Source organism: Psychrobacter sp. JCM 18900 (assembly GCF_904846625.1).
Lineage (GTDB): Bacteria > Pseudomonadota > Gammaproteobacteria > Pseudomonadales > Moraxellaceae > Psychrobacter.
On record NZ_CAJHBL010000003.1, the window covers coordinates 237,500 to 262,402 of the forward strand.

Annotated in this window: 23 protein-coding genes; 14 read left to right on the plus strand and 9 right to left on the minus strand. The window is 42.8% G+C overall.

Going from position 1 to position 24,903, the window contains the following annotated elements:
• The first annotated feature begins 104 nt into the window (after positions 1 to 104).
• The 8 genes from mazG to yjgA all read left to right on the plus strand — a co-directional run bounded on the left by mazG (position 105) and on the right by yjgA (position 7,698).
• Positions 105 to 971 (plus strand): nucleoside triphosphate pyrophosphohydrolase, encoded by an 867-nt coding sequence (mazG, locus tag JMX96_RS06595; protein ID WP_201568182.1) that lies wholly within the window; start codon positions 105 to 107, stop codon positions 969 to 971.
• Positions 955 to 1,329, plus strand: coding sequence for a ComEA family DNA-binding protein (locus JMX96_RS06600; protein ID WP_201568183.1), 375 nt, complete (start codon positions 955 to 957; stop codon positions 1,327 to 1,329). Before mazG ends, JMX96_RS06600 begins: the two co-directional genes overlap by 17 nt.
• Positions 1,330 to 1,495: 166 nt before the next feature.
• Positions 1,496 to 3,700, plus strand: a complete 2,205-nt coding sequence (gene pcnB / locus JMX96_RS06605; RefSeq protein ID WP_201568184.1) for a polynucleotide adenylyltransferase PcnB — start codon at positions 1,496 to 1,498, stop codon at positions 3,698 to 3,700.
• A gap of 1 nt (position 3,701) precedes the next feature.
• A complete protein-coding gene (folK, locus tag JMX96_RS06610; protein WP_201568185.1) occupies positions 3,702 to 4,223 on the plus strand; it encodes a 2-amino-4-hydroxy-6-hydroxymethyldihydropteridine diphosphokinase in 522 nt (173 codons plus the stop codon).
• Positions 4,224 to 4,349: 126 nt separating this feature from the next.
• Complete coding sequence (gene panB / locus JMX96_RS06615) at positions 4,350 to 5,150, plus strand: 3-methyl-2-oxobutanoate hydroxymethyltransferase (RefSeq protein ID WP_201568186.1); 801 nt, start codon at positions 4,350 to 4,352, stop codon at positions 5,148 to 5,150.
• A 66-nt stretch (positions 5,151 to 5,216) separates the two neighbouring features.
• Entirely contained in the window at positions 5,217 to 6,119 is a 903-nt protein-coding gene (gene panC, locus JMX96_RS06620) for a pantoate--beta-alanine ligase (RefSeq protein WP_201568187.1), read from the plus strand.
• Between the two features lie 51 nt (positions 6,120 to 6,170).
• Positions 6,171 to 7,136, plus strand: coding sequence for an RNase adapter RapZ (gene rapZ, locus JMX96_RS06625; protein ID WP_201568188.1), 966 nt, complete (start codon positions 6,171 to 6,173; stop codon positions 7,134 to 7,136).
• Positions 7,137 to 7,185: 49 nt separating this feature from the next.
• Positions 7,186 to 7,698: a ribosome biogenesis factor YjgA gene (gene yjgA, locus JMX96_RS06630; protein WP_057757930.1), complete on the plus strand. Its 513-nt coding sequence runs from the start codon at positions 7,186 to 7,188 to the stop codon at positions 7,696 to 7,698.
• A 200-nt stretch (positions 7,699 to 7,898) separates the two neighbouring features.
• Here yjgA and JMX96_RS06635 read toward each other — a convergent pair whose 3' ends face one another.
• Positions 7,899 to 8,519: a thiol:disulfide interchange protein DsbA/DsbL gene (locus JMX96_RS06635; protein WP_057757933.1), complete on the minus strand. Its 621-nt coding sequence runs from the start codon at positions 8,517 to 8,519 to the stop codon at positions 7,899 to 7,901.
• Between the two features lie 504 nt (positions 8,520 to 9,023).
• On the opposite strand from JMX96_RS06635, the gene ubiG reads away from it, so the two are divergent.
• The 4 genes from ubiG (at position 9,024) to JMX96_RS06655 (ending at position 11,957) form a co-directional block, all read left to right on the plus strand.
• Positions 9,024 to 9,851 carry a bifunctional 2-polyprenyl-6-hydroxyphenol methylase/3-demethylubiquinol 3-O-methyltransferase UbiG gene (gene ubiG, locus JMX96_RS06640; protein ID WP_201568189.1) on the plus strand — a complete coding sequence of 276 codons (828 nt, stop codon included), beginning with the start codon at positions 9,024 to 9,026 and terminating at the stop codon, positions 9,849 to 9,851.
• A gap of 67 nt (positions 9,852 to 9,918) precedes the next feature.
• Positions 9,919 to 10,629 carry an HAD family hydrolase gene (locus JMX96_RS06645; RefSeq protein ID WP_101204604.1) on the plus strand — a complete coding sequence of 237 codons (711 nt, stop codon included), beginning with the start codon at positions 9,919 to 9,921 and terminating at the stop codon, positions 10,627 to 10,629.
• Positions 10,630 to 10,704: 75 nt separating this feature from the next.
• Positions 10,705 to 11,541: a YciK family oxidoreductase gene (locus tag JMX96_RS06650; protein WP_227676958.1), complete on the plus strand. Its 837-nt coding sequence runs from the start codon at positions 10,705 to 10,707 to the stop codon at positions 11,539 to 11,541.
• Between the two features lie 149 nt (positions 11,542 to 11,690).
• On the plus strand, positions 11,691 to 11,957 hold the full coding sequence (locus JMX96_RS06655; RefSeq protein ID WP_101204603.1) for a DksA/TraR family C4-type zinc finger protein: 267 nt from the start codon (positions 11,691 to 11,693) through the stop codon (positions 11,955 to 11,957).
• 251 nt (positions 11,958 to 12,208) lie between these two features.
• On the opposite strand, the gene JMX96_RS06660 is transcribed toward JMX96_RS06655, so the two are convergent.
• Both JMX96_RS06660 and ompR read right to left on the minus strand, forming a co-directional pair.
• A complete protein-coding gene (locus JMX96_RS06660) occupies positions 12,209 to 13,435 on the minus strand; it encodes a CobW family GTP-binding protein (protein WP_227676959.1) in 1,227 nt (408 codons plus the stop codon).
• 64 nt (positions 13,436 to 13,499) lie between these two features.
• Complete coding sequence (gene ompR / locus JMX96_RS06665; RefSeq protein ID WP_057757943.1) at positions 13,500 to 14,258, minus strand: two-component system response regulator OmpR; 759 nt, start codon at positions 14,256 to 14,258, stop codon at positions 13,500 to 13,502.
• Positions 14,259 to 14,636: 378 nt separating this feature from the next.
• On the opposite strand from ompR, the gene JMX96_RS06670 reads away from it, so the two are divergent.
• Positions 14,637 to 17,183: a Tex family protein gene (locus tag JMX96_RS06670; RefSeq protein ID WP_201568190.1), complete on the plus strand. Its 2,547-nt coding sequence runs from the start codon at positions 14,637 to 14,639 to the stop codon at positions 17,181 to 17,183.
• 115 nt (positions 17,184 to 17,298) lie between these two features.
• On the opposite strand, the gene JMX96_RS06675 is transcribed toward JMX96_RS06670, so the two are convergent.
• Both JMX96_RS06675 and JMX96_RS06680 read right to left on the minus strand, forming a co-directional pair.
• On the minus strand, positions 17,299 to 17,877 hold the full coding sequence (locus tag JMX96_RS06675; protein WP_201568191.1) for a hypothetical protein: 579 nt from the start codon (positions 17,875 to 17,877) through the stop codon (positions 17,299 to 17,301).
• 750 nt (positions 17,878 to 18,627) lie between these two features.
• Positions 18,628 to 19,914, minus strand: coding sequence for a saccharopine dehydrogenase family protein (locus JMX96_RS06680; RefSeq protein WP_201568192.1), 1,287 nt, complete (start codon positions 19,912 to 19,914; stop codon positions 18,628 to 18,630).
• 502 nt (positions 19,915 to 20,416) lie between these two features.
• Between JMX96_RS06680 and JMX96_RS06685 the strand changes: the two genes are divergently transcribed.
• A complete protein-coding gene (locus tag JMX96_RS06685; RefSeq protein ID WP_082624527.1) occupies positions 20,417 to 20,572 on the plus strand; it encodes a DUF1328 domain-containing protein in 156 nt (51 codons plus the stop codon).
• A 133-nt stretch (positions 20,573 to 20,705) separates the two neighbouring features.
• On the opposite strand, the gene JMX96_RS06690 is transcribed toward JMX96_RS06685, so the two are convergent.
• The 4 genes from JMX96_RS06690 to JMX96_RS06705 all read right to left on the minus strand — a co-directional run bounded on the left by JMX96_RS06690 (position 20,706) and on the right by JMX96_RS06705 (position 24,467).
• Positions 20,706 to 20,999, minus strand: coding sequence for a 4a-hydroxytetrahydrobiopterin dehydratase (locus JMX96_RS06690; protein ID WP_057757953.1), 294 nt, complete (start codon positions 20,997 to 20,999; stop codon positions 20,706 to 20,708).
• 155 nt (positions 21,000 to 21,154) lie between these two features.
• Positions 21,155 to 21,448: a GNAT family N-acetyltransferase gene (locus JMX96_RS06695; RefSeq protein ID WP_201568193.1), complete on the minus strand. Its 294-nt coding sequence runs from the start codon at positions 21,446 to 21,448 to the stop codon at positions 21,155 to 21,157.
• 200 nt (positions 21,449 to 21,648) lie between these two features.
• Positions 21,649 to 23,109: a fatty acid desaturase family protein gene (locus JMX96_RS06700; RefSeq protein ID WP_227676960.1), complete on the minus strand. Its 1,461-nt coding sequence runs from the start codon at positions 23,107 to 23,109 to the stop codon at positions 21,649 to 21,651.
• Between the two features lie 158 nt (positions 23,110 to 23,267).
• Positions 23,268 to 24,467, minus strand: coding sequence for a flavin reductase family protein (locus tag JMX96_RS06705; protein ID WP_201568194.1), 1,200 nt, complete (start codon positions 24,465 to 24,467; stop codon positions 23,268 to 23,270).
• Positions 24,468 to 24,903 lie beyond the last annotated feature (436 nt).

Below are 24,903 nucleotides of genomic sequence, written 5' to 3' on the forward strand. Positions count from 1 at the left end.
AATGAAGTCGTCAGTAGCACAATTATAAGCCAAGCTGTGTTCAATGATACACTAACTATTAGACGAATCAGCAAACAACACATAAAACGATAAGAGCCATCCTTATGAGTATTTCAGACAATAAAATTACCGTGCCCAAGCCCGTGCAAGGAACTCCAGACGCTACTGGCCAGCTTGATGATTTGTTAGCGTTGATGGCACGACTAAGGGCAGACTGTCCGTGGGACAAAAAGCAAACCAACCATAGCCTTATTCCGTATGCCATTGAAGAGGCTTACGAGCTAGGCGAAGCGGTACAAAGCGAAGATGATGAAGACATCAAAGGTGAGCTTGGTGACGTGCTGCTGCAAGTGGTGTTTCATTGTCAGATGTATGCGGAGCAAGGGCGCTTTGATATGAGCGATGTTATCAGTACTTTGCAAGAGAAGTTAGTTCGCCGTCATCCACATGTGTTTGAAGCCGAAACGCTCAAAGACGATGCGGCAGTAAAAGTACGTTGGGATGAGATTAAGCTCGAGGAGCAGCAGGCACGCGAAGCACGTGGTAAATCAAAGCGTCGCTTAGATCAGGTTAAGGCGGGCAGTGCCTTGATGCAGGCGCAGGATGTACAAAAGCAAGCGTCAAAATTGGGTTTTGATTGGGAAGGTATTGCAGGTGCCGTAGATAAGCTAGACGAAGAGATTGCTGAGCTAAAACATGAGCTGACAGATAAATCTACAGCTGAGGTTAAAGCTAACATCAGAGAGGTCGAAAAGGAATTAGGCGATTGTATTTTTGCGCTGGTCAATGTCGCACGCAAATTAAACCTTGATGCAGAAGCGGCTACCTTAACCTGCGTGCACAAGTTTAAATCTCGCTTTGGTTATATTGAGGAGCAGCTAGAGCTCTCTGGCAAGCGTATTGAAGACAGCGATATAACAGAAATGGATGCACTGTGGGAAGCGGCGAAACAACATGAACGCTCATCGTAAATTTTCATTTGCCAGCTTACTGACGACCATAGCTTTTAGTCTCCTATTGTCTGTGGTCGCACTCAGTAATGCGAATGCAGATCCTTGTTTTGACGACCCTAAACGTGCCTATGAGTATTTAATCGCAAAAGAAAAAGCTATCACACAAGCGCGTGAGCAGAAAGTCATCAATATCAATCGAGCCAATGAAGGTGAGCTGGTTTCGTTAGATGGTATCGGCAGCAGTAAAGCGCAGGCGATAATTTTATATCGTGATATGTTTGGTGATTTTAAGACAGTGGATGAGTTAGCAAAAGTGAAAGGTATCGGTGCAAAAACGGTAGAGAAAAACCAAAGACGTTTAAGTGTGCGTGATTAATGGCGGTGTTTTGCATTAATTAACCCCAATATTGACAAAATAGCATGTAAGTAAATGTCATAACACCCCCAGTAGGTCCAAAATTTGTTAAACTAGCGGGTACATCCGCCTGATAAACGCTGTGTTATTCAGGGGTGGTTAAAGAATACCGGCGAGGAGTAGATGCATGGCCGAGCGTGCCGCCAAGCAGTTAGAACTGAACAAATCTGAATTACCCAATTCCATTACTGAAGTGATTGCCACATTGACCCGTGCTGGGTTTGATGCGTATATCGTCGGTGGTGGGGTGCGCGATACTTTATTAGGTCTGCGCCCGAAAGACTTTGACGCTGTCACCGATGCCAAGCCGCATGAGATTAAAGATGTCTTTGGTAAGCGCTGCCGCATTATCGGTCGCCGCTTCCAGTTGGCGCATGTGTATTCAGGTCGCGAGCTGATTGAAGTTGCTACTTTCCGTGGTCCACCAACCAATGATGCCAATACCAATCAAGACGGTATGATTCTGCGTGACAATGTTTGGGGCGATATCCAACAAGATTTCTCCCGTCGCGATTTCTCTATTAATGCGCTTTATTATCAACCGCTCAAAGGCATCGTACATGATTTCTGCGGTGCGCTTGATGATATTGACAACAGAATCATTCGTCTATTGGGCAATGCGCCAGTACGTATCGAAGAAGATCCTGTGCGCTTGCTCCGTGCCTTACGTTTCAAAGCCAAGTTAGGTTTTGAGTTTGATGAAGCGTTGTCCGCGCAATTTAACGACGGGAACTGGGCGCTGCTTGAGCAGATATCGCCGCATCGTCTCTATGACGAAACGCAAAAGATGTTTACTGGTGGCTATCTAGTACCCCTATTGCCGCTATTATTTGAATCAGGTGCGATTGATAGTCTCATTATCTATCCACCATCTGAGCCAAGTGCTTTAGTCAATCAGGTAGCTATCAATACTGATAAGCGTATTGCAGCGGGCAAGAGCATCAACCCTGCGTTCTTCTATGCTGCCTTACTGTGGGAAAATTACCTACATCAATTAGCAAAAGCCAAGAAACGCAATATGCCGTTTGCCGAAGCGCAAATGCATGCTGCTGGTAAAGTCATCGACCGTCAGCGTATCAAAACCGCTATTCCGAAATTTGCTGAGCAATTCATCCGTGATATCTGGATATTGCAGCCGAAACTTGCAGCCCCACGTAGCAAGCAAATCGTTCAGCTATCTGAGCATCCACGTTTCCGTGCTGGCTTTGACTTTTTGTTATTGCGTGAGCAATGTGGCGATGCTGAGCATCCGCTATCAGAGTCAACCAACGATATGGGTGACTGGTGGCAGACGTATCAAACCTTGTCTGAACAAGAGCAACAGCAGGCGATTGATGAATTTGACGAAAATATTCGCCGAGGTGCTTATAAAAAAGGGCAACGTGGTCGCGGACGTAATCGTCAAGAATCAAAAACACAGACTACTGATAACGCAACACCTAATCAGAACAGTACAAAGCAAAATAAAGCCGATGACCGTGCTGAAAAAGGTAGAAATGATCAAACAATGGTAAATGATTCGTCAAATATTCCAGCCCGTCGCCGCCGTGCTGCCAGCCAATCTAAAGCTGGCCGCACTGACGGTGGTAGACATAACGTGCAGCAAGTAGAGCAAGATAATAACGAGCTTGCTCAGCTACAGCAGCTGTCTCTTGCTAATAAAAAACAATCGGCAAACCAGCAAGCAAAGCCTAAGCCATTATTTGTTATCGAGCACGAGAACGTTGTACCGCCATTGCAGAAGCAACTGTCAGCTGATGATACGTCGAAACGTAGTAAAGCACCTGTGCGAAAGCCAGCATCAACCAATCAAGATGCACCAAAGCAAACGGTTAAAGCCGAGCGCGTAGATAGTAGCACTCAGCCGTCTAATACTGACCAGCCAGAAGCTCAGGCATCAGCTAGACCAGCTCGCTCGATCGCAAGATCACCTGCGCTAGTCAGTATGAATAACGAGCCGATCCCGCATAAGCGTCGCCGTCGTCAACCTACTGTAGATAGTGTGAGCAACATCGAAGTACAAGGCAGTAATGACAAAGCGCAGCCAGCAGCGAAGTATGCGAAAAAAGCACCTAAACCTGCAGTTGAATCAACTGATAAAAGCGATACTAAAAGTGTAAAGGAAGTAGCTAGCAAGGAAGTAGCTAGCAAAGACGCGACAAAAACTGCTGCACCTGCGAGAGCCAGGAAATCGGTGAAAGCAACTACTGCAAAGGCTGCTAAAGCGAAGCAAGATACGAATGTTCAGATGCCTGCTGTGAAAGTCACTGATAACAAAGGCCCTGTACCATCGAAGCGCCGCCGCCGTCAGCCTAGTACTGAAAGCGTATAATATGGATAACAGTACAGATAATAGTAACTGGGTTACCTGTTATGTGGGCTTGGGTAGCAACCTCGCTAATGAGCTGGGTTCGCCTACCGATCATTTGCAGCAGGCGCTTGCAATGATGCGAGCACATGAGCAGGTACGTGAAGTAAGTGTATCTTCTTTTTACGCTTCAGCACCGATGGGGCCACAAGACCAGCCAGATTTTGTTAATGCAGTGGCTGGTTTTGAGACGACACTTACCCCTTATGAGCTGCTTGCTTTTTGTCAGCAGTTAGAGAGCATGGCCAAGCGAGCACGTTTACGCCGTTGGGGCGAACGTAGTCTGGACGTTGATATTTTGCTATACGGTGAAACGCAGATTATTGATCCAACACTGATAATACCGCACGCTGGTTTAAGTGAGCGCAATTTTGTCTTAATACCACTGCGAGAGTTGGCATCAAACTTAACTATCGCAGGTAAGTCGATAGGTGACTATTCTCAAAGTCGCGATTGGACAGGTTTAACATTACTATCAAGCGATTGATTATAAGTAAATAATACTAAGTGATAGACGATAGATGATTGGGAGGTTTGTCTAAGACATCTCAATCATAGCTAGAATAGTAGCAGTATTAATAATCAAAGGCATTGCAGATTAATTGAGGGTCATATGACGACATTATCTACTCTAAATAAGTTTAAAAAAGAAGGTACCAAGTTCACGTGCTTGACCTGTTATGACTCGATGTTTGCACGAATGATGGAAAAAGCCGAAATTGATACGATTTTAATTGGCGATAGCTTGGGCATGGTTGTACAAGGTCATGATTCAACATTACCTGTGACAGTCAATGATATGGCTTATCACACTGCCAATATTGCCCGTAGCAACAAACACGCGCTGATATTGGCTGACCTACCGTTTATGAGTTATGTGACACTACCAGAAGCCGTTGCTAATAGCCGCACGCTAATGCAAGCAGGGGCGCATGTCATAAAAATCGAAGGTGGTAGCGAGCTGTGTGAATTGGTAACGATCTTGGCGCAAGCAGGTACACCAACTTGTGTACATCTTGGTTTGACTCCGCAGTCTGTCAACGTGTTTGGTGGTTATAAAATTCAAGGTCGCGGTGATGAGGCGGCTGATAAACTGCTTGCTGATGCCAAGGCAGTTGTAGCCGCTGGTGCCGCACTGCTGGTATTAGAATGTGTTCCAGCCGCGCTTGCAAAAGCCGTGACAGATGCGGTTGCCGTGCCAGTTATTGGTATTGGTGCTGGAGCCGATACTGATGGTCAGGTACTGGTGATGCATGACATGCTAGGTATGGCGCATGGCCGAGTGCCACGTTTTGTCCATGACTTCTTAACGGATGAGCGCAATAGCGCACACAGTATCGAAAGTGCTTTTGCGCTCTATCAGCAGTCAGTACGCGAAGGTAGTTTCCCGACTGAGCAGCACCAATTTAGCTGATTTTGAAGTTATTAAAGTTATTTACGCTATTGAACAACAGAACGTTTGAATAGAAGAAAAGTAATCATGTCTCCAATTATTTATCATGATATCTCGTCACTACGTGAAGCGCTTCAGCCTTATCGTGGTCAGCAAAATGACAAACAAGGTCGTCAGCAGCGCATTGCGTTAGTACCAACGATGGGTAATCTGCATGACGGTCATCTTGAGCTGGTAAGGATTGCCAACCAGCATGCGGATGTAGTGGTGGTCAGTATCTTCGTTAACCCTACTCAGTTTGGCGTTGGGGAAGATTTTGACAGCTATCCACGTACATTAGATGCAGATGTGGCCAAGCTTGCGACAGTGGATGCAGATTACGTGTTTGCACCTAGCATTGATGCAATGTATCCAGTATTACCACCACCTACTGCTGTGTTGGCAGGGGCTATTGCTAATCAGTTATGTGGTCAATCACGTCTTGGACACTTTGATGGTGTTGGTATTGTTGTCGCTAAATTATTCAATATCGTACAACCAGATGTGGCAGTATTTGGACAAAAAGACTATCAGCAGCTTGCTATCATTAAGCAGTTGGTACGTGACTTGAGTTATCCTATTAATATCATTGGTGCGCCTATTGTTCGTGCTGATGATGGCTTAGCGCTATCATCGCGCAATCAATACTTAAGTGCAAATGAGCGTCAAGTTGCCCCCGTATTACATCAAGTATTGCAAGAATTAGCGAAGCGTTTGAAAAGTACGGCTCTTAGTCAGCAAGCATTTGATAAGCTATTAGTAGATACGCGGACACGTATTAGTGACGCAGGTTTTATTATTGATTATCTGGAAATAAAGACTGAGGAGTTAGGTTCTGTCGTAAATGACTCTAAAACATTTAATACAGAAAACAAAAACATCGTTATTTTAGTCGCAGCGTGGCTAGGAAAAGCGCGTTTGTTAGACAATCAGTTGGTAGTAGTAAATTAGCTTTTATGACATAGCAGTAGACTAGATACAATAAACTTGGGTGAGTAGATCATGGGTGTAAGTCAGGATCAAAATAGTAATGCAGCAGCAACGATAGCGGATCAAACGTCTACGAATAAGCTCAGTATATTGGTGGTCTCAGGGCGTTCAGGATCTGGTAAAACCTCAGTATTGAATATCTTAGAAGATCTAGGCTATTACTCTATTGATAATCTGCCGCTGTCTTTGTTACCTAATGCTGCTCATAAACTGGTCAATGAAAGCGGCATTTATCGTATTGCGCTGGGTGTCGATATTCGAACGCCACGTGCTGATTTATCTAACTTTGCAGTAACGTATGCTTCTCTCAAGGAAACTTATGGGTCTCATGCGGTACAGATTTTATATGTGACTGCACAAGAGAGTACGCTAATAGCCCGTTTCAATGCGACACGCCGTGTACATCCGCTAATGTCTCAAGATATTGATAGTGACAATGCTAAGCATATTGCCTTTAATTTACCTGCTGCTATCAAAAAAGAAGTTGAGCTATTAGAACCAATTGCTGGTCATGCTGATATTAGGATTGATACCAGTAGCCTAAATATCCATCAGTTAAAAGACAGCTTGCGTGAACACATAGGCATGGACAACCAGATTGTCATCAATCTACTGTCTTTCGGTTTTAAATACGGTAGCCCTATCGATGCTGACTTTGTATTCGATGTTAGAATTTTACCGAATCCGCATTGGAACCCTAAGTTACGTGACTCGACAGGTCTGGATACTGAGGTAGGCGCATTCTTCTCAGATTATCCAGAAGTAGCAGAAATGATGGGTGATATTGATAAGTTTTTGACCCGTTGGCTACCAGAGTTTTTACACAATAATCGTCATACGGTCACGGTTGCCATAGGCTGTACGGGCGGCAAACATCGCTCTGTTTTTATCACTGATCATCTACAACGCCGCCTTGCTGAGGCCATGCCTAAAGGCGTGAAGGTATTGGCAAAACACCGCGAAAAAAGTCGTTGGTAGTGATATCAGACACTATTTAATTTATTAATTATTATTTTGGAAAGCTTTTATGATTGACTGGAAAGAACAGGATATGCGCGTCTCGCGCACAGAACTCAAAAAAGCCCATGAGCGCTTGCAGCAATTATCTATACCGCTTGCTAGCTTATCGAAAAAACAGTTAAAAGCTTTACCTGCCAGTGATTATTTTATGGCGGAGCTAATGGCATTGGCTGATATTACTAGCGCCAATGCTCGCAACCGTCAGACCAAACGTGTTGGCAAGCTGATGATTGAAGAAAATCGCCATGAGCTGATAAAGGCACTATTTGATGCCTTTTTCCCTAAAGAGCAAGTCTCAAAAATAGAGAGCTGGTACGAGCGTCTGAATATCAATGATGAAGGTACGCTCAAGCAGTTTGTGAAGCAATATAAAGCTTCTGAGCACCACAGTATGTATCAGTTATTATTGTGGATAGAGTATGCCAAACACATGCAAGATGATGAGTTGCTGGCAGAATCTAAAGCAGATTTGGCAAGTTATATTCGTGAAGTGGCTATTTTATCGCAGCTGAAGAAATAACATCTATATACCAAGCTAGAAATCTATTAATTAGAATTTTATTAGTTGAAAGACTAGCAATTAAAAAATGAGTAATTAAAAGACGTATAGCTAAAAGGTTAAGATGCAAAAAAGCCAATCAATATATGATTGGCTTTTTTGTGCACGACATACAAATGTGCTATACGTCATGTGAGTTATTCAAGTACTTATGGCTTGAATTATTTCTTTTCAGCGCGAGTTTTGTCAACTAAATAGTCAACAACTTTAGCGACTTTAGCGTTTTCGCCAGTTACCACATATTTGCCTTGTACAACGACAGATGGAACACCAGTGATTTGATAACGCTTGGCGCCTTCTTGAGAGCGACCAATTTTTGTACCAACAGCAAATGAGTTATATAGGCTGTTAAATTTCTTTTCATCAACGCCTTTCGATGCATACCATTTGCTTAGTGACGCTTGATCAAACAGTTTTTTACCATCTTTATGGATAGCGTCAAATAATGCGTCATGAGTTTTGCTTTCAAAGCCTAAAAGCTGAGCCGCATAAAAACCGCGAGCATTGGCTTCCCAAACAGGGTTAAGTGCTGCTGGTGTCTTGAAGAAGGCAACATCTTTGTCTTTGGTTTTTGCCCATTTTTCCATATGCGGATTAAGCGCATTACAATGTGGGCAACCATACCAAAAGAATTCACGAACAATGATAGCATCACCGCTGATTTTCTCTGGGTTGTCTAGCACACGGTAATCTTTTCCAGCGACATAGTCTGCAGCTTGTGCGCCCATAGAGGCAAGTCCAATGGCCATGGCTAGACCAGTCAGTGTGATGACACGTTTCATACTTTATCCTTGAGGTGTGGAGACTTAGAATGGGTTAAGAGGTTGGTGTCTATATGGTTGTTAAACATGTGACACTTTAAAATATATAGTTTTTAAAGGGTCTAAACCAGACAGTGTCGAGTATAATCGAACAATAGCAAAGTATCGACTATGATAACGTAAAATGTATGTACTTGTGAATCGCATTCTTAACCGATAGTTGTAAAGCTGTTAGCTATTATTTAAGGTATATTGCTTGTTACTTTCTGAACCTACTGTTTCTCAAACGTCTGCTTTATTTCTATGTAAGATTTAAGACAGTCGAAAATATCAGGAGGCGGTATTGTCACAAAAGTATTTAGCTTTTCTATATTAAGATACTGCCTAAAAACAGGGTAAAGTTTGAGCCTATTCACAATCGGTGACGATGTGCTTACGACAAAACTGCTACTCTCATGCTAATATTAAGCACATAATCGTGCACTGTAAACGATAATAACGATAGTGACAATCAAGGAATATACCATGAGCTCTGCTTTAAATTCTTCATCAACTTCAAATGATCAGAATAATAATAGTGCTTTCAATAATACAGAGTCTAACACCATCAACGTGGATCCTAGCGAAGTCGAAAAATTTAATAACTTGGCGAGTGAATGGTGGAGCAATACAGGGGCGTTTGCAACGCTACACGAGATCAATCCATTACGTTTAAACTGGATAGAAGAAAACGTCAAACGTGGCTATCAAAACGCTGCTAATAAAACTGCTGAGCAAGGACTTTTTGGCAAAAAAGTACTCGATGTAGGGTGCGGCGGCGGAATATTGTCAGAATCTATGGCACGCCGCGGTGCTGATGTGACAGGGATTGATTTAGGTACAGAGAACCTAAAAGCTGCTGCGTTACATGCAGAGCAAAGCCAGTTGGAGAGTACGCTTCGTTATCAGCATATACCCGTTGAAGAGTTGGCAAAAACGCAGGCTGGTCAGTTTGACGTGGTGACGTGCATGGAGATGCTAGAGCACGTGCCAGATCCCAGCTCGATTGTGCAGGCTTGTTATGAATTACTGGCTCCTGGCGGTGTCTGTGTACTATCAACGATTAATCGCAATCCTAAGTCTTATCTGTTTGCCATCGTTGGTGCAGAGTATGTGCTGCGGTTGCTTGATCGCGGTACCCACGACTATGCCAAATTTATTACGCCAGCTGAATTAGACAAAATGGCCCTTAATACTGGATTTGTTCGTCAGGATATTATCGGTTTGCATTATAATCCGCTAACCAAACGCTACTGGCTTGCCCAAAACGTCGATGTTAATTATATGATAGCCGTACAAAAGCCACTGGGTTAATGCTGCAAGCGTCCATTTATTTGCCATACTTTCACTAAACACGTCATCAATCTCAAGAGCATTCACTATGACCCAATTTGTAAAAGCTGTTTTATTTGACCTTGATGGGACATTAATCGATACTGCTGCTGATTTTGTTCGTATCATTGGTAAAATGAGTCTCGAAAATGACTGGCAGGCACCGCCTGAAGCGGAAATCCGCGAGCAAGTCTCTGCCGGTGCCTCAGCCATGGTGCAATTGATGCTAAGACATAACGATCAACTCGAAGTCAGCGAGGAAGCGTTGCTTGAGTTTCGTCAGCAGTTCTTAGATGATTATGAAGCAGATATCTGTGTCGATAGCTGCGTGTTTCAGGCGCTTGAAGCGGTGCTGACAGAGCTTGAAGCAAAGGGTGTGCCGTGGGGTATCGTTACCAACAAGCCGCGTTATTTAGCTGAAAAGCTATTAAGTGAGATGCAACTGGATCAGCGCTGTGCAGTTTTGGTCTGTCCAGATGATGTATCTCGCACCAAACCAGACCCAGAGCCAATGTATATGGCGCTAGAAAAACTTGGTATCCCACGAGGGGCGGCAGGCTGCGTACTTTATGTCGGTGATCATGTGCGTGATATTGAAGCTGGCAATGCCGCTGGCATGCCAACGATTTTGGCCGCTTATGGATATATTCCGCCTGAAGATCAAAAGTCTTTAAAAAAATGGGGCGCCGACTATATTACGGATACCCCTGAGCAGTTAAATAAATTGCTGCTATCGTCTGGTAAGTTTGAATATTTATAGACTGCTATATATCATCAGATTTACAACCATAAGCACATATCCTCAACGATTTAATGATAAGTAGTGAGCAATGCCATGAGTGACAATAATAATCAACCAGTCGTTCAACAAGACAATAAAAAAACGGTTCAGAGTCCTATTCAGCCTTTGACTCATGATGATATTCGTAGCTTTGTACCGTCCAGTAATTGCTTAGATGGTAAGACTATTTTGGTGACTGGTGCGGGGGATGGTATTGGCCGTGTTGCCGCACTGACCTATGCTCGTTATGGTGCCACAGTTTTATTGTTAGGACGCACTAGTAGCAAGCTTGAATACGTCTACGATGAGATTGAGAGTCTTGGTGGTAAGCAGCCTGCTATGTTGCCTATGAACTTAGAAGGGGCGACTTACGCCGAAATGCAGCAGCTTGAAGGGCTAATTAATAAAGAAGTCGGCCAGTTAGATGGCATATTGCATAATGCTGGTGTATTAGGACAACTGACGCCGCTTGAGATGTATGACGTCGATACTTTTGCCCAAGTGATGAAAGTCAATTTCACAGCGACTTTTATGCTGACTCAAGCGTTGCTACCACTGCTAAAAGATGCCGATCATGGGTCTGTTGTCTTTACCTCTAGCACTGTAGGTACACATCCTCGCGCATTTTGGGGGGCTTATGCACTCTCCAAACAAGCAGTAGAAGGTATGAGTGATATCTTTACTCAAGAGACGCAGAACACCACTAATCTACGTTTCAATTGTGTCAACCCAGGTGGTACTCGCACTAACATGCGTGCGCATGCGTATCCAGGTGAAAACCCTATGAGCTTAAAAACACCTGAAGATATCATGGCAGGCTATGTCTGTCTGATGAGTGACGAAAGTATTGGCGTACGCGGTCAAGTAATTGAGCTACAACCTAAAGATTAGTAGCAAAGTTTGTAAATCGATTGCGTCATTCTTTATTGATGGTTTTATACACTATCGCAGGTTGCAATTAACCGTAGCTAGCCCCATCTATTTGTTATTAAAGACATTTGTATTGTCTAATTATAATGAATAAAAAATAGGATAAAATTATGGCAGGTGGCTGGTCAAGAGATGGTGCTGAGCACGAGCAAATGGATGCAACGGTAAATGATGCATTGGAACGCGCGCGACGTTCGTTACCGACAGGTGTAAGTGCTGAGCTGTGTGACGAATGTGGTAAACCTATTCCAGAGGCAAGGCGATTGGCAGTGCCCGGTATTCAGCATTGTGTTAGCTGCCAGACGGAGCTTGAACAAGAAGCAAAAGCGGCTGAGCTGTTTAATCGTCGTGGTAGTAAAGACAGTCAATTGCGTTAAAAAATAGTTAGGGCGTGTCCTCAATTCAATCGATAGTCATCTAAATGGGTTAAAAATGGCTAAATCTTGCCAAACGGCGTCAAATAGCTGACTAATATCTCGATATTATCTGCGCTATTTTCCTTGTTTGACTGCGATTTATCTCATTTTTATCACCATTTTTGAAATGAGGACACGCCCTAGTTGCGTTGAAAAGAAAGTGCGGACATTGCTAGCTAAAATAGCAATGTCCGCACTTTTTTTGTCTGTTTCTATATAACCAGTGCCATCAGTTCGCGATCGCACTCTTCCCAATCTATCCATATTGATGACGCTTTGGCATCATTCTCAGTTTCTTCTATATCTGTATTGGCAGCATTTGTATCGACAGCATTGTCTAATTGCAAAATAATTTCCAATCGACTATCAGTCTGTGGGTCGATGGTTCTGGTGGTTAGACTACCAGGGTTAAAATTGATCTGCAGCCAGCCATCAGAAGTATGTACCACGCCTTTGATACGTTGCCAGTTTGGCAATGCTAACAACCAATTCTGTAAATCGTCAGCGTTTAGTATGTAGTGAGCGGGTAGTCGCCATCCAGCCAATTGAAAATCTTGCTGCTCTTCATGGTAGCGATAAGGGAGACCACTATCAGCACTAGCCTGAGCTTTAGTCTCATCGGTAGATGAACTCGATGATGGTACAGTTGCTAAAGAATTGGCTGGAGACTGTAAACCAATCATCGATTTTTTAGGATTAGAGATACTGACTTTTCGTTGATTCGAAATGATAGAGCTAGGCTGATTCAGTTGGTCGTTTAACGTAGACGAATATGCATCTGTTACAAGACTATCTGATGAAGCTGTTGTCTCAGATGCTGTTAGTCCTGATGCTGCCCAAATGATTTTTACTTGCGAATTTAGCTTGGTTATCCATTCTACCAAGGCTTGTTTTTCGATAGTATCTAATTGGACATAACGATTGATTATCAGCACATCGGCATCACGGACATGCGCTTGAAAACCATCATGGTCACGATACTTAATCTGTTGCCACTGCTCGCCACTCAGTACGGTTATCACAGCATTCATTTTTAGGGCAGTTTGCCAGTGCGGCGCACTAAGTTGTAGTATCAGCTCACGTGGATGAGCCAACCCTGTGGGCTCAATGAGTAATCGCTGCGGATGATGGTCACTGAGCAGACGACTGATTGCAATCTGTAAGGGCAGCTGACTGGTGCAGCAAATACAGCCACCACTGACCTCACGAATGGCGATGTTCTTTTGCTCAAGATTTGTGTCTTGGGAGCTTGTTAGAAGTGCACCATCAATACCGATACGGCCAAACTCATTGATTAAGAGAGCCCAGCGCTCGTCATTCGGTTTTGTGGCCAGTAACTGATTAATTACGGTGGTTTTGCCCGCACCTAAAAACCCTGTCACTAACGTGCAGGGTATGTTTTGAAAAATAATTGGGTTTTTCACAGGTATGCTCATCATATTGGCACGTGTTTGAGAGTAATCAAACACGGCCTATATTAAAAGAAATTAGATCAGTCAAAAGTTATTCACTTTTGATGGTTTCTACCTCAGCTTCATCAGGAACGAACACATAACCAACGCCCCAGACGGTCTGGATATAACGCGCTTGTGAAGGGTTGTCCTCAATCAAGCGACGTAGACGTGATACTTGGACGTCGATAGAACGCTCCATCGCACCCCATTCACGACCACGGGCAAGGTTCATCAATTTATCACGAGTCAGTGGCTCACGTGGATGCTGTACGAGTGCTTTTAGTACTGAAAACTCACCTGTTGTCAAAGTGACTACGTTACCATCGCGTTTAAGTGTACGTGTCGATAGATCTAGTGTCCATGGACCAAACTCGACCACTTCCATTTGATGACTTGGTGCACCTGGCAATTCACGGTTTTGACGACGTAATACAGCTTTGATACGAGCCAACAGCTCTTTTGGGTTAAAAGGCTTGGGCAAGTAATCATCTGCACCCGCTTCTAGACCGGCGATACGGTCAGCATCGCCACCTTTAGCAGTCAGCATAATGATAGGAATGTCCGCATTGTCTTCACGTAAACGCTTACAGATACTGATACCGTCTTCGCCTGGTAGCATCAAATCGAGTACGACCAAAGAGAAAAGCTCACGTTGCATGAGTTTGTCCATCTGGCTGCCATCATGAGCAGTACGAACGACAAAACCGTCGTCTTCTAGGAAGCGTTGCAACAAAGAGCGCAGACGAGCGTCGTCATCGACGACTAAAATACGCTGAGTCAACGTGTCAGGGCTGTTGTTATCAGTCATACAGGCATCCTTTTATAAAAATTATTGTTATCAGAAACTACAAGTAAATAGCTATGAGCAAAAACACTGCCACTAATTATCATTATTTAATTATTGGTTACGAATAAGCACTTCATAAAATTAAAAACTATTGTTCAATATGTCAGCACATATCAATATTTGTGTTATTGATACTTTAGTGTATAAGATTGCACCGAGAATTGCATCACCCATGATAATAAATGCTGTATGCGTTTGTTTAACAAGTCCATAGGATGTGTGATATAGAACGATTTGCGTCCTAAAATGTGCAATAAATAACGAAAAGATAAAAAGGATTTTTATTCATGCAGCTTTTGCTATAATGCAAAGCTACATTTCTCAACGATTGATACGTATATGAGTAGCACTGATACCTTAACGTCATCTCAAACCTCGACAAATGCACAGGTTTTAGATGCAACCACACACGCGAATATTCACGACAAGCTTGCTCGCGCGCTTGGCATTAAGACTGCTCAAGTCAATGCGTTTGTCAAACTTTATGATGAAGGCGCGACGGTTCCTTTTATTGCGCGTTACCGCAAAGAAAAGACTCAGAATCTTGATGATGCGCAGCTGCGTGCTTTAGAGAAGTCTCTTAATTATGAGCGTGACATGGCAACACGTCGCCTCAAAATTACTGAGCTGCTAAGCACACAGGGCAATCTGACCGATGAGCTACAGACGCGTATCGATAATGCGACGTCTAAGCTTGAGCTTGAAGACATCTATTTGCCATATCGTCCGCGTCGTCGTTCACCTGCTGCCAAAGCTCGTGCCGCTGGTCTTGATACTGCTGCTCAAGCGGTCTTGACCCAAGAAATCACCCCGACGGATGCCTTGGCTGACTATCAAGTCCAGTCAAGTATCACTGATGACAGTGGTAATGAAATCGAGGTTGATTTTAGCGATATCGAAAAACAACTCGCTGGCGTACAAGCGATTATCGTTGATGAATGGACACAAGCATTGGGCTTGTTGGACAACTTACGCAGTGGCTTCGCCAAAACTGCCAGTATCGTATCGAGCGTTGCGAGCGAAGAAAAGCGCGAAGTTGGCGAGAAATTCAAAGACTACTTTGAGCATAGCGAAAGCCTTGCTCGATTGCCAAATCATCGCCTATTAGCAATGTTGCGCGGTCGTCAAGAAAACGTCTTGGGTCTAAAAATTGAAGGCGAAGACGCACCATTTATCGAAAAAATTATCAGTCATTTCGATGTCGATGCCAAAGCCCCAGCAGCCCGCCGTGAGTTTTTGGCAGAGGCAGCCAGTAGCTTGTGGAAAGACAAATGGCGTCCGCATATTGAGCATCGCCTATTAACTGAAAAGCGCTTAGCCGCAGAAGCGGATGCGATTGATGTATTTGCTAGCAACTTACAGCATTTGCTAATGTCTGCACCTGCAGGCCCTAAAGTAATCTTAGGTGTCGATCCTGGTATTCGTCATGGCGTAAAAATGGCTATCGTTGATGCGCAAGGTCATGTCATGTCAGATAGCGAAGAGAAGCCTGTCATAGCGACAGTGTATCCGTTCGCACCTGATAATAAGATGGATGAAGCCAAGAAAGTCATCGATGCGTTATTAAGTACTTATAACGTTGATTTGGTCGCTATCGGTAATGGTACGGCAAGTCGCGAAACAGATGCGATGATCAAAGAGATTTTGGCTGCGAACGATGCACTAAAAGCCAAAGCCGTTATCGTTAACGAGTCAGGAGCGTCTGTTTATTCAGCGAGCGAACTTGCTAGTGATGAGCTTGCCAATCTAGACGTTTCTGTACGCGGTGCAGTTTCTATTGCGCGTCGCTTGCAAGATCCATTGTCAGAGCTTGTTAAAGTTGATCCAAAAGCAATTGGCGTTGGTCAATATCAGCATGACGTCAATCAAAACCAGCTTGCAGACAGTCTGGATAAAGTAACTCAAGATAGCGTAAATGCCGTGGGTGTAGATGTAAACACAGCCAGTCCAGCTATCTTGGCTCACATCGCAGGTCTTAACCGCAATGTGGCGCAGCAAATTGTCACCTATCGCAAAGAGCACGGTGCATTCGGTAGCCGTGAAGCGCTTAAAAACGTCCCACGTCTAGGCGCTAAGACATTTGAGCAAGCAGCCGGTTTCTTGCGTATTCATAATGGTAGCAATCCATTAGATGCCACTGGTGTGCATCCAGAGAGTTATGCATTGGTGGATAGCTTACTCGCACAAGCGGGCAAGCCGTTGTCAGAAGTCATCGGTAATGATGGCGTGCTAAATACGATTGATACGACTACACTGGCTGCTAACGACGATAATGTCAGCGTAAAAGCGATTATCGAAGAGCTTGCTAAACCTGCTCGTGATCCTCGTCCTGAGTTTAAAACAGCTAATTTCCGTGATGACGTCAATAGCATCAAAGATTTGAGCGAAGGCATGACGTTAGAAGGGGTAGTCACTAACGTAACGGCCTTTGGTTGTTTCGTTGATGTTGGTGTACATCAGGATGGCTTGGTGCATATCTCACAAATGGCCAATGACTTTGTCGCAGATCCTATGAACCGTGTCAAACCTGGCGATATCGTATCGGTACGGGTTATCTCTATCGATGAAAAACGTGGTCGTATCGGCTTTAGCATGAAACCTGAATCTGAAAAACCTGTACGTACGGCTGCCAAGTCTACGACAGCTAGTACAGATGGCGAGAAAACCAGTCGTCCACGCAATAATAATGCAAATAGTGACCGTCCAAATAATAGCCGTCCAGCTGCTGACAAACGTCCATCTAAGTCACGTGGCAAGCGTCAGGATAAAGACAACGCGAGCAACCGTAGTAAGCCGGTGAAAAATGATAAAGCTGAAGCCCCAAGTAAAATGGGTACACTCGGTGCTTTATTACAAGAAGCTGGCGTGACTAAAACTAAGAAATAAATACTACTAAAAATAGCTAAAATTGATAGTTTGATATAAAAAAAAGGCAGCCATATGGCTGCCTTTTTATATAAGTAATACGCTTACAAACTAATCAAATAAACTAACTATCTGCTTAGCGTGATACAGCGATACGACGGTTTTCTTTAAACTGTACGTTTGCTGGCTGAGTAGCTAATAACTCACCACGCTTGTCTTTTTTCTTTTCTTGCAACGTACTAGCAGCATCTGCAACTTTGTTTTCAGTAGCCGCTTCACCTGCGATTAAAGGCTGATAGTCTGGATTGCTGTGTTGCATGTTAGGCGCTTGAGTGTTCTGTACAGGAGCCTGAGCAGTTGTAGCATTAGTCATTGCTGCCGCATTGGCTGTTGCTTGAGCGTTGTTCATCAAAGCTGCATTATCATTGCTTGCTTCATTATCCATATCGTCAGCTTCGTCATTCATTTCATCTGCTTCATTACCCATGTCCATATCGACATCAGCAGTGTTTGACTCTTCGACATCTACAGCGCCAGGTTGGGTCGCTAACAACTCACCGTCAGGACCTTCTATTTCAGCCTGTACAGTGCTCTTGACAGCAGCATTACGCATATCTGCTGGCATTAGATCGCTATTGTTAACGGGTGCCGCCATTGCCATAGTTGGTAGTACAAGGGTAGCGCCGACGATTAGTGATAAAACATTCTTTTTCATTATAAAACTCCATGATACATAATTAGCAATAGTTAAAAACAGTAACTCATATTTAATGATGAGCCGTTTTTATTTAAAGGTGTCTGTAAATACTGTATGCAAATTATCAACGATGTAGTTTATATTTCAGTAGCAAACTCATTAATGTTCTAACAGTTTAATGTTTTCTTGTGACGTTATGAAACTGCCATACTTAAAGTCTAGCTGATATTTTAACTTCTAGGTTTTTCAAAAGCTCATTAGTAGCAAAGGTTGATTGTGTTATTAAAGCTGTTAATAAGTGAGTCTGCTAAGAATAAATATCTACCGACATCTCTAGTATTAGAAATATGAATATTTGATTGCTTATAGTTGTTATTTAAACTTAGCTGATTGTTATTAATAGTTTTTTTAGATCTGTCTATTAGTATTATAGAGACTTTTATCAGTAGTTTTTATTCATAATTCAAAACCAGTGTTTAGATAACTATCAGATTTCAGTACGTAAATTTTTTGGTTACATGTATTTAATTAAACTAATGTTTACATATGATTTTTCTACAATATTTATAAAACGATAGTAGCAATATTAGATTAGTAGTTAGTATCATAAAGTATTAAATAATTGGGAAACAGAAACATTGTTCACCAAAAAAATACGTTGTTCTCAATTTAATCCTAGCTGAAATTTTAAAGTAGGTAATAAAAAACCGTATCTCGAAACCAAGATACGGTCATAAAGACATTGAACCTTTGTTCTCACTCAATAGACTAACTATCAATCACTTCAAAGCTAAGACCAGAATGCGCTTCTAAGCGTGTTATTAGCTTATCTCCCATCGCAGATGCTGGTGTCCAGAACCCGCCGCCAACATCTTCTTTGCTAATATCTTGTGCCAGACATAATGCCGCCTGCGAAATCATACGAGAGGTACTGCCATAACCAGGATCTCTATCACCTGTTACTTTAACGGTAATAGTGTCATTTTTAGCCGTTTGTCCAAAGTGACGAATATCAAAGTAGCCGTTTTCTTGCTCGTCTTTAGAAGGGCCTGAGCCAGCTTTTGGTAAGACGTGCTTGGATAGTAACTCGCGACTTGGTTTAATCATCATAGCAGTGGCAAAGCCCAATAAACCTGCGCTCATGGCATAGCTAGACAGTTTTCCTTTGACGCCATCTTTCATCCACATCGCTTCGTCATACTTGAAATCGCGACCGTACTCATAGCTGAGCAATTGGTTAGTGCGATGGACGATACGCGTATTGATAGTCGCCATGACGAACGGTGCTAACCAGCGCTTATGGTTACTGTCATATACTGGTTTGCTGACATTATCCTGACGTACGTTTGGTGCATCAGTATCATCGTTTAACAAGTAAGGGTTGGCCACTTGTTTGCGACGTGCTTTGTCCTCACCAGCTTCTTCAAATATTGATGCCATTGACGCGATAGTACCGCCTGAGATACCGCCTTTCGCTGCTTTGACACGCATATGGATGACATTACAGGTCTCGCCGAACTTTTCTTCTGCCTTTGCTTGGGTAAAGTACGCGCCCAAATCTGACGGGATAGAGTCAAAACCACAAGAGTTAACGATACGGGCACCACTTTGCTTGGCAGTATCTTGGTACTTGTCCATCATATCTTTGATGAAAATAGCCTCACCAGTAAGATCAACATAATCTGTACCGTTTTCAGCACAGGATTTGATCAGTGGCTCACCATATTTCAGATATGGGCCTACAGTAGAGATGATGACTTGAGTTTGCTTTGTCATCTTATCAAGGCTGTCAGCATCGTTACTGTTGGCAATAATAATGTCTACCTTGCTCTTAAGTTTGGCCTGCAGCTTATTGAGTTTGTCTTCATCACGACCTGCGATCGCCCATGATACGTTTGAGCCATCTTCGTTCTTATTATTTGATAAAAAATTGGTTAAATAGTGGGCAGTGATCTGACCGACGAAGCTAGTCGCACCATATAGAACCACTGCATAAGGGCGTGTGTCGCCGCTGGCTTTTTGTATAGGGTTTTCAGTATCCGTATTGGTATTCATATGTATTGTCCTTAATATATTTGAGAATAAGTGGATAGTAAACTATAAACCAAGTCGTTTGATTAGGTTAGGGGTTTGTGAGGTCGCTACAGTTTATAGTTTGCAGCCAACCTTCCATAAAACATCGTATATAACGTGAGAAATTTAAAATAGTTCTGCATACAGTTGGAAGAGTAGCGTTCAGTAAAAGAGTATTTAATAAAAGCACATTCAGGTAAAAAGCGCTTAGTTTAAGAACTCTCAGTTAAATAACACTGTATTCAGAAATATAATTTTATTTCGAAAATATCATCTATTAAAGAAAAAGAGGTATGAGATATTAACAGTTACTACAAACTTTACATAACCTACCGATACTATTACTAAAATGAACGTTTTTTAGAGACGAACATTGCTAATCTATAAGCGTAAACAGTAATAACTAGCATTAGATAAAAACAAGTTAAATAGATGCTATATAAATTCTAATATCTGTTTTTTACCATTATTTGAGGAGAAGATTATGTTTCGTTGGGCTATTATTTTTGCAGTGATCGCATTATTAGCGAGTTTCCTAGGTTTTGGCGGTGTCGCAGGATTGTCTGCTAATTTGGCATACATTTTCTTAGCAGTTGCTGTGATTTTGTTTATCGTTGCCTTTGTCAGTCGTAAGATGTAGACACGGCTTATCGTTGTAAATACCTACTATAAAAAAGACCCTCAATTGAGGGTCTTTTTTTATCTGTTTCGACTAGGGGAATCGGTACAGAGTCAGGATAATCGGCATCAAGGCATACGTTGTAGACTGGCTACTATAAGCGTTTGGGCTGAATAATATGCTCCATGCGTTTGGCTAAACGAATATCTAGACTAGATATACCGCCTGTATCGTGGTTGGTTAAACGAACTTCTACGATATTATAGGTGTTACGCCATTCAGGATGATGTTCAAGCGCTTCAGCATGAAATGCCGCTTGATTCATAAAGCTCATAGCTTCGATAAAATCACTAAAATGATAGGTCTTGACGATACTATTGCCGTCACGTTGCCAGCCAGCAAGCTCTTCTAGCTGTAGATTGATTTGTTTGTCAGATAAACTACTCATATTAATAACCTTTATTGTTATGTCGAATTGGTTTATTAAAAGTGGTGCTGTGGTATCTCTCCTATGCGAAATAAATATCTACACATTTCCTGCTTTGCCCGATGTCACGTAACTGAGCCTAGCTAACGAATGAATTGAGCCGACTACTTAGCTAGTTAAATCAAATCTTGATACTCAGGATGGTTGCTAATGTATGACGCGACAAATGAGCATTGCGGTACCACTTTCTTGTCTTGCTCACGCGCATAATTCAATGCGTGCTTAACGAGTGCTGAACCAACGCCTTGACCGCCTAATTGCTGCGGTACAATAGTATGATCGTAGACCAATTTGTCAGCACTTTCCTGATAGCTAATATAACCTGTCTGACCATCGATAGAGGTCTCAAAGCGGTTCGCTGCTTGATTATGAACAATGTCTAGATTTGGTTTAGAGGTTTGGTTACTCATTAATATACTCCATTTCTTATTAGCGAATTTTTATTATGAATTAAATATTTTATTAACTTTAATAGTGCCAGTTTAGTATGTAGGTTTGATGCTTAACAATCTAGACGCTTACCGTAATCGTTGATAGGACGACCTTTAATGTCATCTATGTCTTTTGTCCTACCTTATCATGGCCGTATCTAGTTGCAAATCTGAATATGTCACCATGCATAGGATATGGCCTTACGAACGACTGGGGGTAAAAAGCGAGTGAGACCACTACTATTCTCTATCGCTAATTTGTCTTCTAATTTGTTTTCTAAATCGGCCGCTGACCTATCATCTTTATGAATAGTACTATCTGCATTTTCCACTGACTGTACATGGGCTTGCCATTCTTTTTCACTAGGTTTGCTAAAATGATAAATACGTCCGAGTACTTGCTTGAGTTGCGTACCAAAGCGGCCAGTGTTATAGCTTAAACCATACTTACGGCATATGACCTGTACCTGCGGCGCAATTTTTGCATAGTGACCAGCTGGCATATCAGGAAATATATGATGCTCAATTTGATGAGATAAATTACCTGTCAAAAGGTGAAACCATTTGCTGCCTTTGATATTGCTAGAGCCAAGGATTTGGCGTACATACCAGTCGCCTTTACTTTCCTTGGCATCAAGATGGGTATAGATATACGCTTGCTCAGTGAAGTGTCCGCAAAAAATCACTGCCCACGTCCATAGATTACGGACAGTGTTGGCAGTCATATTACCGCTCAGCGTACTAAAGGCGCTACGATGGCCTAGCGTCATCGCTACCACAGATGGCAGCGCGATATAGTCTTTGCCTATTTGTCGTCCAATTTTGGCAAATAACGCGCGAGACTTTTGCTGCATGATTTTGTGCAGATCAGGGGAGTCAGCGTATTCATCTGCACTGATTTGGATGTCGTGAAAAGCTACTGCCCATTCAAAGCCAAATGCCAGTACCGCTGTACTAAACATATTGTAGCGATCTTCTGGCGTCCAAGGCTGCTCGTCAGTTACTCGAATTAAGTGATAGCCTACGTCATGATCACGGCCAACAATATTGGTAAAAGTATGATGTAGATAATTATGTGAGTGTTGCCACAATGGAGCAGGGCAGACAATATCCCAGTCGAATTTTTGACTATTAAGGTGCGGGTGTTGCATCCAGTCATATTGACCATGCATGACATTATGACCCAGCTCCATGTTGTTCAATACTTTGCTAAAGCTAAGTAAAGACGTACCTAGTAGCCAAGTAGCGACAAGACTGCGTTTCGATGGCATACGCCCAGCCGCTGCAAGTAGACCACGGGCAATAACTTCACTATATACTACGGTGGCATATATCCGCTGTATGTAGCGTGCATCCTTACTGCCTAGCGAGTCCATGACGCTTTTATATAGGGCATTGAGCTCTACGGCTAAAGCATCACTTTGAAGCTTTGATAAAGGTGCGCCATTCAACGTTGGGTAGCGAGTCCGTGTTGACATGTCTGGCTGACCGCTATCATTGATTGCTGCATCATTAAGCTGCGAGTAAGGCGTTTGCGGCGTCAAAGGCAAAGGCGCGTTTTTTGCTAGCTGTGCATCGGACAGTGGCGGCAAGATAGGCATAGCAGATTGTGGCGTAGTAACGGGTGGTAATAAGCGCATAAATAAATCCTTAACCGAAACGGCATGAATAAGCAGCACTGCATCCGGTTTGATAAGTTATCTGAGTTTTAGCCTATAAAGTGACGTTTGTCTTTTATTTCTCATAGGTTGTCTAGCATATGCTTTCTTTTGAGCTGGTCGTTCTATTAAGCCAGTCATTAAACATCAAGAACCACATCAGTCATGGCGATATTGATGCAAGTCTGAATAGACTCGTAACCATCACCACTCACTTTCCCTGTTTGAACGTTTTTGACCACGCCACTAACTTTATTACAGCGGCATAACTGGCAAATGCCTTGCCGGCAACCATGCGCTAGCCGTACATCTGCATTCTCAGCCGCAGCCAGTATGGTCGTGTCACTGCTAAATCGTCGTTGCCGTGATCGCAAATAGACAGTGTGTTCTTCTACAGGTATCGTTTTATCGAATGTTTGATTGCTACCGTTATCAAAATCAGCTAGGACATTACCAAAGTTCTCTACGATGATGTTATCGCGCAGCTGTTCTTCTGTAGGTGTTATCTCTGCGGCAGCTTTATATAAGCCAGCTAATAACGCTTGTGAACCGCAGGCAAATATTTGCGTATCTGCTAGAGGTAAGTTTAGTGACAGCAAACCCTCTACACTTAAGTATCGTGTGCCAGCCAAATAGGTAGTCGGCTCTTCAGTATGGATTAGATGATAAGTAAAGTCTGGATATGCATTGTTCAGCTGTTGCCACTGATGTTGGAGCTTGGATGAAACAGTTCGACTGTAATGTAATAGCGTCACCTGATGTCCATTACTCAGGGCTTGAGTGATAAGTCCGAGCATAGGTGTGATACCGCTACCACCAGCGATGAATAGTAAAGGAATAAGTTTGTCATTCTCTGATATTTGCTGCCTTAGTATTGAGGTTTGTTCCAAAGTAAATTGACCAAGTGGCAGGCTTGTATCAACGACGCTAGCCAGTGGCATTTGCTTGGTTAGATAGTCAGATACCAATCCTTGCGGTTTAATCGTGATAGTTACCGTATGACGTTGGTCTGCCGTATGGCTCTCGGTAGTATCGTCGAGCCACCAGAGTAGTTGATGCGCCAAGCCCACTATCGAGTAACTACGTTGGTGATAAACCCCATCGATACAAACACGAAAATCAAGATATTGACCACCTTGCCAACCACCCATCACCTCAGAAACCTGCTGTTTAAAGGCTCTATTGGTCTCAAAACGAAGTGCGATCAAATCATCACTTAGCGTATAGCGCGCGATCAGGCGCAACTTAGGCGTCGTCAATGACCAAAACGGATGTAAGCGCGCTCCGATAAAATCGATAAACGCACGTTGAATAATTTCAGGGCGATAGCCGTTGGTCATATTATCAGTACCTGTATGATTGCTATGAAGTAGGTGTTGAGACGAACATAAGGTCAGATGATCAATCATTTTGATAATCGAACATGAAATCGAACCATTAGACCTTGTTAAGCCACACTAATATGCTAACGGCTATTGATTAAATTTGCGAAAGTTTTGATGCTATTTTTTGTGGTCTTTATAAAACGCTAATGAATCAAAATGTTAAGTTAGTTCATTAAGATAAGACCCCTAGAGTTACCTTTTAAAGCGAGTTTTATAGCTAAAGGCCATAGCCTGCTGTCAAAAACAGTAAAACAACTGGTAAAACAACCTGTCAGCTTGCAGGGTATGCGCCACAATGCGATAATGACCTATAATTTGTAACCCTGATTTTGAGGTACGGCACGCTTGGCATCATCGCTGAGTTGCATTTGCTGTTCTCTTCTATGCAGTC